Below are 15,022 nucleotides of genomic sequence, written 5' to 3' on the forward strand. Positions count from 1 at the left end.
ATTCGGCAAGGTCCGTGAGACCCACCCGTGACGACAGGAGCACATCCCCACAAGCGGAATCCGTCATTCCGCGCCTCGGCGTCCGTACCGCCGTTCGGGTTCTTCCGCGAAGTGCCTGGTCAGGGACGCACGACGGCCGAGCCCTTGGCACATAAGGGCTCGACCGCGAAATCGATGGAGGACACACCTCGATACGAGGAGATCTCACACAGATGATGGATCACCGATGGGCCGAATGATCCATACGCCGTTGATCGCCTGTTCGTCAGGCGAGGGCGACGAGGTCCGCGTAGTCCGCGCCCCACAGGTCCTCGACGCCGTCCGGCAGCAGGATGATGCGCTCCGGTTGCAGCGCCTCGACCGCGCCCTCGTCGTGCGTGACGAGGACGACGGCGCCCTTGTAGGTGCGCAGCGCGCCGAGGATCTCCTCGCGGCTGGCCGGGTCGAGGTTGTTGGTGGGTTCGTCGAGCAGCAGGACGTTGGCGGAGGAGACGACCAGGGTCGCCAGTGCCAGGCGGGTCTTCTCGCCGCCGGAGAGGACCCCGGCCGGCTTGTCGACGTCGTCGCCGGAGAACAGGAACGAGCCCAGCACCTTGCGGACCTCCACGAGGTCCATGTCGGGAGCGGCCGAGCGCATGTTCTCCAGCACCGTGCGGTCCGGGTCCAGGGTCTCGTGCTCCTGGGCGTAGTAGCCGAGCTTGAGGCCGTGGCCCTCGATCACCTCACCGGTGTCGGGCTGCTCGACGCCGCCGAGCAGCCGCAGCAGAGTGGTCTTGCCGGCGCCGTTGAGCCCGAGGATGACCACCCTCGACCCCTTGTCGATGGCCAGGTCGACGTCGGTGAAGATCTCCAGGGAGCCGTACGACTTCGACAGGCCCTCGGCGGTCAGCGGCGTCCTGCCGCAGGGCGCCGGCTCCGGGAAGCGGAGCTTGGCGACCTTGTCGGACTGGCGGACCGCCTCCAGGCCGCTGAGCAGCTTGTCCGCGCGGCGGGCCATGTTCTGCGCGGCGACCGTCTTGGTGGCCTTGGCGCGCATCTTGTCGGCCTGCGAGTGCAGCGCGGCGGCCTTCTTCTCGGCGTTGGCGCGCTCGCGCTTGCGGCGCTTCTCGTCGGCCTCGCGCTGCTGCTGGTAGAGCTTCCAGCCCATGTTGTAGACGTCGATCTGGGCGCGGTTGGCGTCCAGGTAGAACACCTTGTTGACGACCGTCTCGACCAGGTCGACGTCGTGGGAGATCACGATGAAGCCGCCGCGGTAGGTCTTCAGGTAGTCGCGCAGCCAGATGATCGAGTCGGCGTCGAGGTGGTTGGTGGGCTCGTCGAGGAGCAGGGTGTCGGCGTCGGAGAACAGGATCCGGGCCAGCTCGATCCGGCGGCGCTGACCGCCGGAGAGGGTGTGCAGGGGCTGGCCGAGCACCCGGTCGGGCAGGTTGAGCGCGGCGGCGATGGTGGCGGCCTCGGCCTCGGCGGCGTACCCGCCCTTGGTGAGGAACTCGGTCTCCTGGCGCTCGTACTGCTTGAGCGCCTTCTCGCGGGTGGAGCCCTGGCCGGTGGCGATGCGCTGCTCGTTGTCGCGCATCTTGCGGATCAGCGTGTCCAGGCCGCGTGCGGAGAGGACGCGGTCGCGGGCGAGCACGTCGAGGTCGCCGGTGCGGGGGTCCTGCGGGAGGTAGCCGACCTCACCGGAGCGGGTGACGGTGCCGGCGGCGGGGATGCCGTCGCCGGCCAGCACCTTGGTGAGGGTGGTCTTGCCGGCGCCGTTGCGGCCGACCAGGCCGATGCGGTCGCCCTTGGCGACGCGGAAGGTGGCGGACTCGATGAGGACGCGGGCACCGGCGCGCAGCTCGATGCCGGAGGCGGAGATCACGGACAGACTCCAGGGCTGGGGCGCCCCCTGCTCGTAGAGCTCGGGGGGGGGAGGCGGGTGGGCGGCTGAGGACGTACCCGCGGTCTAATGCACGAGGAGAATGGCCATGGAGGACATTCTAACGGGGGTGGGCAAGCGCTTTTGCGGGTGTGTTCGCGCCGGGGCGCTGTCAGTGGCCGGTGCCAGACTGGGCGGCGCACCGCACTCGTCGGTGCGCACCGACGCACAGGGAAGTGATCGGCATGGCGGACACGGCCGGCGAACGCCCGAGCATCTACCCGACGCTGCTGTACGCGGACGCCAAGGCGGCCGTCAAGCAGCTGACGGAGGCCTTCGGCTTCACGGAACTGGCGGTGTACGAGGGCGAGGACGGCCTCGTACACCACGCAGAGCTGGTGCAGGGCAACGGCGCGGTGATGCTGGGCTCGAAGGGCCGCGGCGGCCGCTTCGACGAGGCGATGCGCGGCGCCGGCCCCGCGGGGGTGTACGTCGTGGTGGACGACGTGGACGCCCACCACCGGCACGCGGCGGACCACGGCGCGGAGATCCTGATGCCCCCGACCGACCAGGACTACGGCTCCCGGGACTACATGGCCCGGGACGTCGAGGGCAACATCTGGAGCTTCGGCACGTACGCGCCCCACGTCGAGGGCTGACCGCTCCGCGGCCCCGGGGGCGGTTGCCTCGGCCCCGGGGGCCTAGTTGCCTCCGGTGTGGACCTGGAAGGCCGCCCGGCGCAGGGCCTTGGCCAGCGCCGGGTCGGGGTGCGCGGCGGCGAGCGCGACCAGCACCTGCACGGTGCGGGGGTGGCCCACGGTGCGCACCTCGTCGAGCAGCATCGGGACGGTGGGCTGCACCGCGGCCTCCAGGTGCCGTACGAGCATCGAGGCCTCGCCGTGGTCGGTGACCGCGGCGGCGGTGTCGACCCACAGCCAGGTGGCCTCCTCGCGGGTGAGCAGCTCGTGGGCGTCCTCCGCGTCGACGCCGTCGTGCTCGGCGAGCCACAGCAGGGCGTACGGTCTGAGCGCCGGCTCGTCGAGCACGGCCCGTACGTCGGGTTCGGCGGGCGCGCCGACGACCCGCAGCGCCTCGAAGGCGAGCCCGCGCAGCAGGGCGTCCTCACCGCGGGCGCCGCCGAGCAGCTCGGTGACGGCGCTGCCGACGGGCCGGGCGGCGAGCCAGGCGCGGTACTCGGCCCGGGCCGCGTTGGGCCGCAGCTGGGCGCAGCCGCGGAGCATGCCCTCGGCCGACTGCTCGATGTTCCCGGCGGGGCTCTGCGCGGCCACGCAGATCTGCTCCAGCTTCACCCACACCGCCCAGCTCCCGAGCGGGGTGAGCGTTGCCTGCCCGTCCCCGACGGTCAGCGCCCCCACCGCGGCGAGCGCCCGCAGGGCCCACCCGAGCAGCGGCGCAAGCGGGTCGCTCCCGTCGCCGGGCACCGCGACCCGCGGCGCGGACGGGGAAACGCCGGCATCGCCGTCGGACACCGGCAGGCCGGACTCGGGCGCGACGGCCGTGACCACCGCACCGTCGGCGTCGGAGCCGGCGACGGTCGCGGTCGCGGTCGCGGGGGCCACGCGGAGGACGGCCTCGGGGTCGGGGACGGCGCCGGGCTCGGCGGCCGCGTGCGGGGCCGCGGAGGTCTCGGGCGCGACAGCACCGTCGAGGCCGGAGACGACGCTCGCCCCGGCGGCAGGGGCCACCCGAAGACCGGAGCCCGGCACAGGGGCGGCGGGCCCGGTGCCCCCGGGCACGGCGCCCTCCGGCGACGGGGCTGCCGCGCCACCGCCGGGGGCGGCGGGGGCAGCCCTGAGGCCGATCTCCAGGTCGGGGGCGGCGCCCGGCGCGGGGGCGGGGTCCGTGGCTCCGAGCGCGGGGTCCGGGGTGTAGGAGACCTCGCAGCGGTCGGTGCGCAGTTCTGTGACGCGCTGGCGGAGGAGGTCGAGGAGCTGGTCGACCGGGACGGGGCCGGCGGAGAGCTGGAGGAAGGACAGGACCTGCGGCATGGCCGACACGACCTCGGCGACGGCGGCCGCCTCGTGGCCCTCCGGTTCCGGGCAGGCGAGCGACCAGGCGTCGAAGAGGGCCACCCAGCCGCGCAGGACGGCGCTGTCGTCGCGGTCCCAGGCGCGCAGCCGCCAGCCGGGGCGGGCGTTGTCGCCGTGCACCTCGATGAGGCCGGAGAGCCGGGCGGTGTCCCAGTCGGCGCGGACCTGAGCGGCGGTCAGGCCCAGATCGGCGGCCGCCCTCTCGGTGGTCGCGTCGGAGAGGGTGGCCTTGTCGTCGGCGGTCGGCCCCCCGCGGCCGGGCCCGAGGGCGGCGTCCGCCCAGCGGGCGACGCGGGCCGCCCCGGCCAGGAGGGAGCGCGCCGTTCTGGCCAGCACCGCGGGTGCCGGAGTGCCCTCCGGGGGGCGCGGGGCGTGGCGGCGCGGTTGCCGCTGGTTCACGGCTCTGGGGGCGGCGGCCAGGGGTCGTGGGCGGACGATGCGAAGCCTGGAGTCGCGCGGGATACGGGACGTCACGGGTGCAGTCTTCCGGTTGACGGTCCGAAAACCCAAACGGAATGTCACGGCGGGCGATGGAGAAGGCCAAGGGAAGGCCGCGAGGACACCCGAGGGGCACCTTTCAGCCGGTTCCGGAGGGGTCCCCGGGACCTGGGCGTACGCCGGTCCCCCAGCGGGTGACACGCGGCGAAAGGAACCGTGCCGCCGCCTCACATCAGCGGCGTGAGGAAGCGCCGCAGGGCCTCCTCGTAGCCCTCGGGGTCGGCGTTCCACATCGCGCCGTGCGGGGCGCTCGGCACCGTGTGCAGCGCGATCAGGTTGGGACGGCGGTCGGCGAGGCGGCGGGAGAGCTGCCAGGGAGCCACCTGGTCGCCCGGGCCGTGGAAGATCAGGGTCGGCATCGTGAGCCCCTCCGGGTCCGTCGCCCCGGCCAGGCGGTCGCCGTACAGACCGGTGCGCCCCTGCGCGGCGCGCACCGCCAGCGGGAGCAGGGGGCCCGGGGTGTGCCGTGCCCGGGCCAGGGCCCGCAGCGTCACCTCCCAGTTGAGCACCGGGGAGTCGAGGACCAGCCCGGTGATCCGGTCGCGCAACGCCGAGCGGGTGGCGGCGCGCAGCGCCATCGTGGCACCGGTGGACCAGCCGTGCAGAACGATCCGCTCGGCCCCGTACCGCATGGCGTAGCGGATCGCCGCGTCCAGGTCCCGCCACTCGGTCTCGCCGAGGTGGTTCAGGCCGTCCGGCGGACGGGGCGCACCGAGGTCGCCGCGGTAGGCGAGGGCGAGCACCGGGAAGTGCCGGCGGTGCAGGAACGCCATGATGTTCATGGGGAGTTCGCGGGTGCTGCCCAGGCCGTGCGTCGCGATCACCCAGGTCTCGCGCACCCCGGGCACGAACCACGCGGGCAGGGAGCCGAGTTCGCCCGGTACGTCGACGTCGGCGTGCTCGATGCCGAGGGCGGTGCGCGGGTTGCCGACGTGCAGGTTCGGGGTGAGCCACACCTTGTCGCCGCGGTGCAGGGTGCCGTGGGTGACGCGCTCGAGCCGGCGTACGACGGTGTCGGGCCGGTGCGGGGCGGTGGGCAGGACGGGGCCGACCACCGCGTGGGAGCCGTTGCCCGCCAGGCCGTAGGTGCCCGGGCGCAGGGAGGCGAGGTCACGGGTGAGGCTGATCTGGCCGGCGGCCGTGGCGTGCACGGTGAGCCGGGGTTCGGTGGGCAGGGGCCGGCCCGGGAGCGCCTTGAGCGCGGCGTCGCTGGCCAGCCGGCCCGCGGCGACGCTCGCCGCGCCGGCCGCCAGGGCAGCGGTGACGGCCGCGGCCGTCGCTTTGACTGTGGGCACGGCTCCAGTGTCCTGGCGCACCCGGTCACCGGCCAGTGGGACGGCGGGTCGGGGTGACATGTCCGCGCGGGTTCCATGAAGAGCGGCGTTCATTCCCGCACGGCCCGCACCGTCCGCACGCGAGGCCACCGTGCCCGGGCCGTCTCCGGGCCGTCTCCAGACCTCTCCGCAGCCTCCCGCCCCGGCCCCGGTCCCGCGCCTCAGTCCCCACTCCGACCCCGGCTCCGGCTTCCGCTCCCGCCCTTACCCCTGCCCCTGCCCCTGCCCCTGCTGTCCGTATCCCCGCAGCCGCTCCCCCGCAGCCGCAAGTTGCTCCGGCGTCAGCAGAGCCGGTGTCAGACCGGGGACGCCGGACGCCGCCAGCCACACCCGGCACATCCACTCGAGCTGCGCCGTGCGGTCGTAGGCCTGGTCGAGGGTGGCGCCGTAGGTGACGGTGCCGTGGTTGCGCAGCAGGCAGCCGGTGCGGCCGGCGAGGGCGCGGAGCATGTTCCCGGCCAGCTCCTCGGTGCCGTACGTGGCGTACGGGGCCACGCGGACGGGGCCGCCGAGCGCGCCGGCCATGTAGTGGATCAGCGGGAGCTCGGTGACGAGGGTGGAGACGGCCGTCGCGTGCACGGCGTGGGTGTGGACGACGGCGCCCGCGTCGGTGCTGCGGTAGACCGCGAGGTGCATGGGCAGCTCGCTGGTCGGCACCAGGGTGCCGAGCACCTGCCGGCCGTCCAGGCCGACACCGGTGATGTCGTCGTCCGTGAGCCGGTCGTAGGGGACGCCCGAGGGGGTCACCAGGACGGTGTCGCCCACGCGCGCGGACACGTTGCCGGAGGTGCCGACGACCAGTCCGTCCGCCACCGTGCGGCGGGCCGCCGCCACCAGCGCCTGCCAGGCGCGCGCCGTCTCCCCGAGTTCGCTCATGTGCCGATCCTGCCAGGACGCCTGGCGCGAGCGACCGGTCCTTCCCACAGCACTACGGGAACAGACACCGCAATGACCGACTCAGTTCATCTTCTGTTCACTCAGGTTACCTACGTTCAACGCGCCAATGACGCTCGAACGATTGCCTGGGTAAATGGAAAGCTTCTCGCTGATCCTCGCGATGGTGGTGATCACCGCACTCGCGTTCGATTTCACGAACGGTTTCCACGACACCGCGAACGCGATGGCCACAACCATCTCGACCGGTGCACTCAAGCCCAAGGTCGCGGTGGCCATGTCCGCCGCGCTGAACCTGGTGGGCGCCTTCCTGTCCGTGGAGGTCGCCAACACGATCTCCAAGGGTCTCGTCAACGAGAACGGCATCCGTCCCGAAGTCATCTTCGCCGCCCTGGTCGGCGCGATCCTCTGGAATCTGCTGACGTGGCTGGTCGGACTCCCCTCCAGCTCCTCCCACGCCCTCATGGGCGGCCTGATCGGCGCCACCATCGCCTCGGCCGGCTTCAGCGCCGTGCACGGCGGCGCCCTGGTCACCAAGGTCCTCATCCCCGCGGTCGCCGCCCCGGTCGTCGCGGGTCTGGCCGCGCTGGTCTCGACCCGGATGTCGTACGGCATCGGCGGTAAGTCGAATTCGCACGGCAAGGCGGCCGAGAAGGGCCACCGCGCCGGACAGATCGCCTCCGCCGGCCTGGTCTCGCTGGCCCACGGCACCAACGACGCGCAGAAGACCATGGGTGTCATCACCCTCGCCCTGGTCGCCGGCGGCGCCCTCGCCCCCGGCTCCAACCCTCCCACCTGGGTCATCCTCTCCGCGGGCCTGGCCATCGCGCTCGGCACCTACATCGGCGGCTGGCGCATCATCCGCACCATGGGCAAGGGCCTGACCGACCTTCAGCCGCAGCAGGGCTTCGCCGCCCAGACCAGCGCGGCCACCGCCATCCTGGCCTCCTCCCACCTCGGCTTCTCCCTGTCCACCACGCACGTCGTCTCCGGTTCGGTGATGGGCGCGGGTCTGGGCCGCAAGGGCGGCGTGGTCCGCTGGTCCACCGCCCGCCGCATGGCCGTCGCCTGGGCCCTCACGCTGCCCGCCGCGGCCCTGGTCGCGGCCGGCGCGGAGGCCGTGACGCGTCTCGGCGACTGGGGCACCTGGCTCGTGGCCGCGTTCCTGGTGGCCTCCAGCGCCGCGATCTGGAAGATCTCCCGCCGCGAGGTCGTCGACCACACCAACGTCAACGGCTCCGAGGAGCCGGCCGGCGTGATCACCCAGGCCATCGCCGCCGTCACCCCGCCTCCGGCCTCCCCGGCGGCCGAGGGGCTCACGGCCACGATCCCCGCTCCCGCCTCCGCGTCCGTCGCCGACCCCGCGCCCGTGGCGACGCCGCCGGCCGCCGCCATCTGAGCCGGCGTCCCCGGTAGAAGGAAGAGAAGCAGCATGAACATCGACTGGGCGGCACTCGGCTCCGTCTTCGGCGTCAGCCTCGGCGTCACGGTGGGCCTTGTGGCCCTGTTCACCCTCGGCATCGCCGGACTCTCCCGCCGCGAGCGGGCCGTGGCCCAGGGCGACGGCGGCGGGGCCCTCGCGGTCACCGGCGCCTACGCCTGCTTCGCCGCGTGCGCCGCCGCCGTGGCCTACGGCATCTACCTGATCGTGGCCTAGCCCGGCCCGGGACCCTGCACCACCGGGTCCCGGCCCCTCACGTCACCCGCCCATCCCGGGCCGTCCCCACGACGGCCCGGGATGGGCGGTTTCGCCTTCCCGTGCGCCCTGTGGTGTGTGCCTCATCTCAGTACCCCTGCGCAGGTCAACGGCAGGTTGACGGGTGTTCGCGGTGCGTGGTGGACTTCCGGAGCCAAGTACGGCGGCAGGAGAGGAAGTCCGGTGCGAATCCGGCGCGGTCCCGCCACTGTGACCGGGGAGAACATCCCCGGGAGTCAGGAACTCTCACCGCCGGTCTCGTCGAACCAGGGCGTGGACACCCTGAGTGAGGACATATCGCCATGCGCGGCTGCCGACCGAGGTTCACCAGCGTCTGTCTGACCGACCGCACGACCGGCTGACCCGATGGGTGCCGATCGCGTCTTCGCGTACGGCGCCGCCGCCGGCCTCCTCGGTGACCTACTCCTCGGCGATCCACGCCGCGGACACCCCGTCGCCGTGTTCGGACGGGCCGCGGGTGCCGTGGAACGCGCGCTGTGGCGGGACCACCGCGGCCGGGGCGCCCTGCACACCGCCGTGTGCGTGGGGGGTGCCGTGTCGTCGGCCGCGCTGGCCGCGTCCGCCGTGCGTTCCTCCCGTACCGCGTCCGTCGCGCTGACCGCCGCCGCCACCTGGGCCGTCGTCGGCGGCACCTCCCTCGCCCGGGAGGCGCGGCAGATCGGGCGCGCCCTGGAAGCCGGGGACGTCGAGGGCGCCCGGGCGCGGCTGCCGCATCTGTGCGGGCGCGATCCGCAGGCGCTGGACGCCGACGGGATCGCCCGGGCCGTCGTCGAGTCCGTCGCCGAGAACACCTCCGACGCGGTGGTGGGCGCGCTGGTGTGGGGCGCCGCCGCCGGAGTGCCGGGGCTCGTCGGCTTCCGCGCCGTCAACACCCTGGACGCCATGGTCGGGCACAAGTCACCCCGGTACCGCCGCTACGGCTGGGCCTCGGCCCGCCTCGACGACCTCGCCGGCTGGCCGGGGGCACGGCTCACCGCCGTCCTGGCGGCCGTGGCGGGCGACGACCCGCGCGGCGCCGTACGGGCCTGGCGCGCCGACGCCCGCAAGCACCCGAGCCCCAACGCCGGCCCGGTGGAGGCCGCGTTCGCGGGGGCGCTCGGAGTACGGCTGGGCGGCACGCTCTCGTACGGCGGGCGGGTGGAGCACCGCCCGGTGCTCAACGGCGCCGGACGCGCCGTCCAACAGGGCGACATCGAGCGCGCGGTACGGCTCTCCCGCCGCGTGGGCTGGCTCGCGCTCGGCGTGTGCGCGGGCGCACGGCTGCTGAAGAGAGGACGGACGTCATGAGGGGCGGTCTGCTCGTCGCCGGCACGACCTCCGACGCCGGGAAGAGCGTCGTCACGGCCGGGATCTGCCGGTGGCTGGTGCGCCAGGGCGTGAAGGTCGCCCCGTTCAAGGCGCAGAACATGTCCCTGAACTCCTTCGTCACCCGGGAGGGCGCCGAGATCGGGCGGGCGCAGGCCATGCAGGCCCAGGCGTGCCGCGTCGAGCCGACCGCGCTGATGAACCCGGTGCTGCTCAAGCCGGGCGGCGAGCAGAGCAGCCAGGTCGTCCTGCTGGGCAGACCGGTGGGCGAGTTGAGCGCCCGCGGCTACCACGGCGGGCGGCAGCAGAAGCTCCTCGGCACCGTCCTCGACTGCCTCGCCGAGCTGCGGAGCACGTACGACGCGGTGATCTGCGAGGGGGCGGGCAGCCCGGCGGAGATCAACCTGCGCCGCACCGACATCGTCAACATGGGCATCGCGCGCGGAGCGCGGCTGCCCGTGCTCGTCGTCGGCGACATCGACCGCGGGGGCGTCTTCGCCTCCTTCTTCGGCACGGTCGCCCTGCTGTCGCCGCAGGACCAGGAACTCGTCGCCGGGTTCCTCGTCAACAAGTTCCGCGGGGACGTCTCGCTGCTCGAACCCGGCCTCGACATGCTGCACGGGCTCACCGGCCGGCGCACGTACGGCGTGCTGCCGTTCCGGCACGGGCTCGGCATCGACGAGGAGGACGGGATGGGGGTCCCCCCTGCTCGAACGCAGTTGAGAGCTTGGGGGAGGGTGTCCCTGCGGGGCGCCGTGCGGGAGTCCACCGTGGCGCCGCCGGTCGGCGAGGACGTGCTGCGGATCGCCGTCTGCGCCGTGCCGCTGATGTCCAACTTCACCGACGTGGACGCGCTCGCCGCCGAACCGGGCGTCGTCGTGCGGTTCGTGGACCGGCCCGAGGAACTGGCCGACGCCGACCTCGTCGTCGTGCCCGGCACCCGCGGCACGGTCAGGGCGCTGGAATGGCTGCGGGAACGCGGCCTCGCACGCGCCCTGGCGAGCAGGGCCGCCGAGGGGCGGCCGGTGCTGGGCGTCTGCGGCGGCTTCCAGATCCTCGGCGAGCACATCGAGGACGACGTGGAGAGCCGGCGCGGACACGTCGACGGACTGGGCCTGCTGCCCGTACGGGTCAGGTTCGCCCGCGAGAAGACCCTCACCCGGCCGGAGGGTGAAGCCCTCGGTGAACGAGTCGAGGGGTACGAGATCCACCACGGGGTCGCCGAAGTCACCGGAGGCCAAGCCTTCTTGGATGGCTGCCGGGTCGGGGCCGTCTGGGGCACGCACTGGCACGGCTCGCTGGAGTCGGACGGCTTCCGCCGGGCCTTCCTGCGCGAGGTGGCGGCCGCCGCGGGCCGCCGTTTCGTGCCGGCACCCGACACCTCGTTCGCCGCGCTGCGCGAGGAGCAGCTCGACCGGCTCGGCGACCTGATCGAACAGCACGCGGACACGGACGCGCTGTGGCGGCTCATCGAGTCGGGCGCGCCGCAAGGACTGCCTTTCATTCCACCGGGAGCGCCCGCATGAGCACAGTGTTGTTGTTGTCGACCGCCGACACCGATCTGCTCGCCGCCCGAGCCTCGGCCGCCTCCTACCGGATCGGCAACCCGACCCGCGTGGACGTCGGCCAGGAACTTCCGGGGCTGCTCGACGGCGCGGACATCGCCGTCGTACGGCTGCTCGGCGGCAAGCGCGCCTGGGAGGACGGGCTCGCCGCGCTGAAGGCTTCGGGCGTGCCGACCGTGCTGCTGGGCGGAGAGGCCGTGCCGGACGCCGAGTTGATGGCCGAGTCCTCGGTGCCCGCCGGGGTCGTGGCGGAGGCGCTGAAGTACCTCGTCGAGGGCGGCCCGGACAACCTGGCGGAACTCGCCCGGTTCCTCTCCGACACGGTGCTGCTGACCGGTGAGGGCTTCGAGGAGCCGCGCCGGATGCCCGAGTACGGCGTCCACGGCGAGCGTGCCCTCGTGGCCGGCCGGGCGACCGTCGGCGTGCTCTTCTACCGCGCCCACGAACTGAGCGGCAACAGCGCGTTCGTGGACACCCTGTGCGACGCGATCGAGGCGCGCGGTGCCAACGCCCTTCCCGTCTACTGCGGTTCGCTGCGCGGCGCGGACGCCGGGCTGTACGAGATCCTCGGACGCGCCGACGCCCTGGTCGCCACCGTCCTCGCGGCCGGCGGCACGCACGCCTCGCAGGCCTCAGCGGGAGGCGACGAGGAGGCCTGGGACATCGGGGCGCTCGCGGACCTGGACATCCCCGTGCTGCAAGGGCTCTGCCTGACCTCCTCGCGCGCCGCGTGGGACGAGTCCGACGCGGCGCTGTCCCCCATGGACGCGGCCATGCAGGTCGCGATCCCGGAGTTCGACGGGCGGCTGATCACCGTCCCGTTCTCCTTCAAGGAACAGGGCCCGGACGACGTCCCGGTGTACGCGGCCGACCCCGAGCGGGCCGCCCGCGTCGCGGGGATCGCCGTACGGCACGCGCGGCTCAGGCACAAGGCCAACGCGGAGAAGCGGATCGCGCTCGTCTTCACCGCGTACCCGACCAAGCACTCACGGGTCGGCAACGCGGTGGGACTCGACACCCCGGCGTCGGCGGTACGCGTCCTGGACGCGCTGCGGGAGGCGGGGTACGCGGTCGAGGGCTACCCCGACAACGGCGACGAGCTCATCCACCGCCTCATCGAGGCCGGCGGTCACGACGTGGAGTGGCTGACGGAGGACCAACTGGCCGCCGCACCCGCGCGCGTGCCGCTGGCCGACTACCGGGCCTGGTTCGACACGCTGGACCCGGAGCTGCGGGACGGGATGACGGAGGCGTGGGGCGAGCCGCCGGGCTCCCTGTACGTCGACGGCGACGACATCGTCCTCGCGTCCCTGCAGTTCGGGAACGTGGTCGTCATGATCCAGCCGCCGCGCGGTTTCGGCGAGAACCCGATCGCGATCTACCACGACCCCGACATGCCGCCGTCCCACCACTACATGGCGGCCTACCGGTGGCTGGAGAACTCTTTCGGCGCCGACGCCATCGTGCACATGGGCAAGCACGGCACGATGGAGTGGCTGCCCGGCAAGGGCCTCGGGCTCTCGCGCGGGTGCGCGCCGGACGCGGTGCTCGGCGACCTGCCGCTGGTGTACCCCTTCATCGTCAACGACCCCGGCGAGGGCACCCAGGCCAAGCGGCGCGGGCACGCCACGGTCGTCGACCACCTGGTCCCGCCGATGGCACGCGCGGACACGTACGGCGACCTCGCCAAACTGGAGCAGCTCCTCGACGAGTACGCGCTCGTCTCCGACCTGGACCCGGTGAAGGCGCCCGCCGTGCGCGCCCAGATCTGGACCCTGGTCAAGGCCGCCGAACTGCACCACGACCTCCATGTGGACGAGCAGCCGGACGACGACGAGTTCGACGAGTTCGTGATGCACATCGACGGCTATCTGTGCGAGATCAAGGACGTGCAGATCAGGGACGGTCTGCACATCCTCGGCGGCGGCCCGGTCGGCGAACCGCGGGTGAACCTCGTGCTGGCCGTGCTGCGCGCCTCCCAGGTGTGGGGCGGGCAGGCGAACGCGCTGCCGGGGCTGCGGGCCTGTCTCGCGGAGCACTTCGGCCTCGTGGAGAAGGAGTTGCTGGCCGAGCCGGGCGCTCCGGTGAAGGTGCCGGTGGAGCTGACGGACCTGGTGGAGGGCCCCTCGCGCACCGCGGCGGACGCCATCGACCTGCTGGAGCAGCTGTGCCGGCGGATCGCCGAGGGCATGGAGGAGCGCGGCTGGGCGGCCGACGCGGGTCCGGCGCTCGTACGGGACGTGCTGGGCACCGAACTCCCGGACGCAACGGCCGTGCTGGAGTTCGCCTCCACCGAGGTCGTGCCGCGGCTGGCCCGTACGACGGACGAGATCGGGCACATCCTGCGCGCGCTGGACGGCGGTTACGTCCCCGCGGGGCCGTCCGGCTCGCCGACCCGCGGCCTGGTCAACGTGCTGCCGACCGGCCGCAACTTCTACTCGGTCGACCCCAAGGCGATCCCGTCCAGGCTGAGTTGGGAGGTCGGCCAGTCGCTCGCGGACTCGCTGGTCGCCCGCTATCTCCAGGACACCGGCGAGTACCCGAAGTCGGTCGGTCTGACGGTCTGGGGCACGTCCGCGATGCGCACCCAGGGCGACGACATCGCCGAGATCCTGGCGCTCCTCGGCTGCCGTCCGGTGTGGGACGACGCCTCGCGCCGGGTGACCGGCTTCGAGGTGGTCTCCCTTCAAGAGCTGGACCGGCCGCGCATCGACGTGACGGTCCGCATCTCGGGCTTCTTCCGGGACGCGTTCCCGCACGTGGTCGCCCTGATCGACGACGCCGTACGGTCGGTGGCCGAGTTGGAGGAGCCCGCCGACCGGAACTTCGTCAAGGCGCACGCCGACGAGGACACCGCCGAACACGGCGACCGGCGCCGCGCCACGGCCCGCATCTTCGGCTCCAAGCCGGGCGCGTACGGCGCGGGCCTGCTGCCGCTGATCGACGCGCGCAACTGGCGCAGCGACGCCGATCTGGCCGAGGTGTACGCGGTGTGGGGCGGCTACGCCTACGGGCGCGGCCTCGACGGGCGAGCGGCGCGCGGGGACATGGAGACGGCGTTCCGGCGGATCGCGGTGGCGGCGAAGAACGTCGACACCCGTGAGCACGACCTGGTCGACGCCGACGACTACTTCCAGTACCACGGCGGCATGGTGGCGATGGTCCGGCACCTGACGGGGACGAGCCCGGAGGCGTACGTGGGGGATTCGGCAACTCCTGATCAGGTGAAGACCAGAAGCCTGAGCGAGGAGACACACCGCGTTTTCCGGGCTCGCGTTGTCAATCCTCGCTGGATGTCAGCAATGCGCAGGCACGGCTACAAAGGTGCTTTCGAAATGGCGGCGACCGTTGACTACCTCTTCGGGTACGACGCCACGGCGGGCGTGGTCGACGACTGGATGTACGAGAAGCTCAGCGCCGAGTACGTCTTCGACGCCGAGAACCGGGACTTCATGAAGAAGTCCAACCCGTGGGCGTTGCGGGGCATCACCGAGCGCTTGCTGGAGGCGGCTGACCGCGGGCTGTGGGCGGAGCCGGACCAGGAGACCCTGGACCGGCTCCGGGCGACCTACCTCGAACTTGAGGGAGATCTGGAGGGCGACGCATGACCGCCCACACGACATCCCCGCATGCGTGGGGAGCAGGACACGCACCCTCGGTGAGGAAACGCACCGGGTCGGATCACCCCCGCGTCGGCGGGGACCACATGGAGCGCGCCCTGGCCGAAGGCGTGAAGGCCGGAACACCCCCGCGCGTGCGGGGAACAGGGTTCGACCATGACCGGTCCACAGCTCGGA

10 protein-coding genes and 1 riboswitch are annotated in these 15,022 nt (G+C 73.1%); of the genes, 6 read left to right on the forward strand and 4 right to left on the reverse strand.

Annotated elements, in window-relative coordinates:
* Positions 1 to 265: 265 nt before the first annotated feature.
* Positions 266 to 1,864, reverse strand: coding sequence for an ABC-F family ATP-binding cassette domain-containing protein (locus OIE49_RS09390; protein WP_326801914.1), 1,599 nt, complete (start codon positions 1,862 to 1,864; stop codon positions 266 to 268).
* A 242-nt stretch (positions 1,865 to 2,106) separates the two neighbouring features.
* Here OIE49_RS09390 and OIE49_RS09395 point away from each other — a divergent pair, with 242 nt between their 5' ends.
* Entirely contained in the window at positions 2,107 to 2,520 is a 414-nt protein-coding gene (locus OIE49_RS09395; protein WP_326801915.1) for a VOC family protein, read from the forward strand.
* Between the two features lie 42 nt (positions 2,521 to 2,562).
* On the opposite strand, the gene OIE49_RS09400 is transcribed toward OIE49_RS09395, so the two are convergent.
* The 3 genes from OIE49_RS09400 to OIE49_RS09410 all read right to left on the reverse strand — a co-directional run bounded on the left by OIE49_RS09400 (position 2,563) and on the right by OIE49_RS09410 (position 6,620).
* On the reverse strand, positions 2,563 to 3,780 hold the full coding sequence (locus tag OIE49_RS09400) for a hypothetical protein (RefSeq protein ID WP_401844204.1): 1,218 nt from the start codon (positions 3,778 to 3,780) through the stop codon (positions 2,563 to 2,565).
* Between the two features lie 797 nt (positions 3,781 to 4,577).
* Positions 4,578 to 5,705, reverse strand: coding sequence for an alpha/beta hydrolase (locus tag OIE49_RS09405; protein WP_326801916.1), 1,128 nt, complete (start codon positions 5,703 to 5,705; stop codon positions 4,578 to 4,580).
* Between the two features lie 243 nt (positions 5,706 to 5,948).
* Positions 5,949 to 6,620: a class II aldolase/adducin family protein gene (locus OIE49_RS09410; RefSeq protein ID WP_326801917.1), complete on the reverse strand. Its 672-nt coding sequence runs from the start codon at positions 6,618 to 6,620 to the stop codon at positions 5,949 to 5,951.
* A gap of 154 nt (positions 6,621 to 6,774) precedes the next feature.
* On the opposite strand from OIE49_RS09410, the gene OIE49_RS09415 reads away from it, so the two are divergent.
* The 5 genes from OIE49_RS09415 (at position 6,775) to cobN (ending at position 14,833) form a co-directional block, all read left to right on the forward strand.
* Complete coding sequence (locus OIE49_RS09415) at positions 6,775 to 8,037, forward strand: inorganic phosphate transporter (protein WP_326801918.1); 1,263 nt, start codon at positions 6,775 to 6,777, stop codon at positions 8,035 to 8,037.
* A 33-nt stretch (positions 8,038 to 8,070) separates the two neighbouring features.
* Positions 8,071 to 8,295 (forward strand): hypothetical protein, encoded by a 225-nt coding sequence (locus OIE49_RS09420; protein ID WP_326801919.1) that lies wholly within the window; start codon positions 8,071 to 8,073, stop codon positions 8,293 to 8,295.
* Positions 8,296 to 8,458: 163 nt separating this feature from the next.
* A riboswitch (cobalamin riboswitch) is annotated at positions 8,459 to 8,599 on the forward strand.
* A 101-nt stretch (positions 8,600 to 8,700) separates the two neighbouring features.
* On the forward strand, positions 8,701 to 9,642 hold the full coding sequence (locus OIE49_RS09425) for a cobalamin biosynthesis protein (RefSeq protein ID WP_326801920.1): 942 nt from the start codon (positions 8,701 to 8,703) through the stop codon (positions 9,640 to 9,642).
* Positions 9,639 to 11,186 (forward strand): cobyric acid synthase, encoded by a 1,548-nt coding sequence (locus tag OIE49_RS09430; protein WP_326801921.1) that lies wholly within the window; start codon positions 9,639 to 9,641, stop codon positions 11,184 to 11,186. Before OIE49_RS09425 ends, OIE49_RS09430 begins: the two co-directional genes overlap by 4 nt.
* Positions 11,183 to 14,833: a cobaltochelatase subunit CobN gene (cobN, locus tag OIE49_RS09435; protein ID WP_326801922.1), complete on the forward strand. Its 3,651-nt coding sequence runs from the start codon at positions 11,183 to 11,185 to the stop codon at positions 14,831 to 14,833. The genes OIE49_RS09430 and cobN overlap by 4 nt, the downstream gene beginning before the upstream one ends.
* Positions 14,834 to 15,022: the final 189 nt, after the last annotated feature.

Source organism: Streptomyces sp. NBC_01788, from assembly GCF_035917575.1.
Lineage (GTDB): Bacteria > Actinomycetota > Actinomycetes > Streptomycetales > Streptomycetaceae > Streptomyces.

Coding starts and splice junctions, on each gene's coding strand:
- OIE49_RS09395 (WP_326801915.1), top strand. CDS start 2,107: ATGGCGGACACGGCCGGCGAACGCCCGAGCATCTACCCGACGCTGCTG.
- OIE49_RS09410 (WP_326801917.1), bottom strand. CDS start 6,620: ATGAGCGAACTCGGGGAGACGGCGCGCGCCTGGCAGGCGCTGGTGGCG.
- OIE49_RS09415 (WP_326801918.1), top strand. CDS start 6,775: ATGGAAAGCTTCTCGCTGATCCTCGCGATGGTGGTGATCACCGCACTC.
- OIE49_RS09420 (WP_326801919.1), top strand. CDS start 8,071: ATGAACATCGACTGGGCGGCACTCGGCTCCGTCTTCGGCGTCAGCCTC.
- OIE49_RS09425 (WP_326801920.1), top strand. CDS start 8,701: ATGGGTGCCGATCGCGTCTTCGCGTACGGCGCCGCCGCCGGCCTCCTC.
- OIE49_RS09430 (WP_326801921.1), top strand. CDS start 9,639: ATGAGGGGCGGTCTGCTCGTCGCCGGCACGACCTCCGACGCCGGGAAG.
- cobN (WP_326801922.1), top strand. CDS start 11,183: ATGAGCACAGTGTTGTTGTTGTCGACCGCCGACACCGATCTGCTCGCC.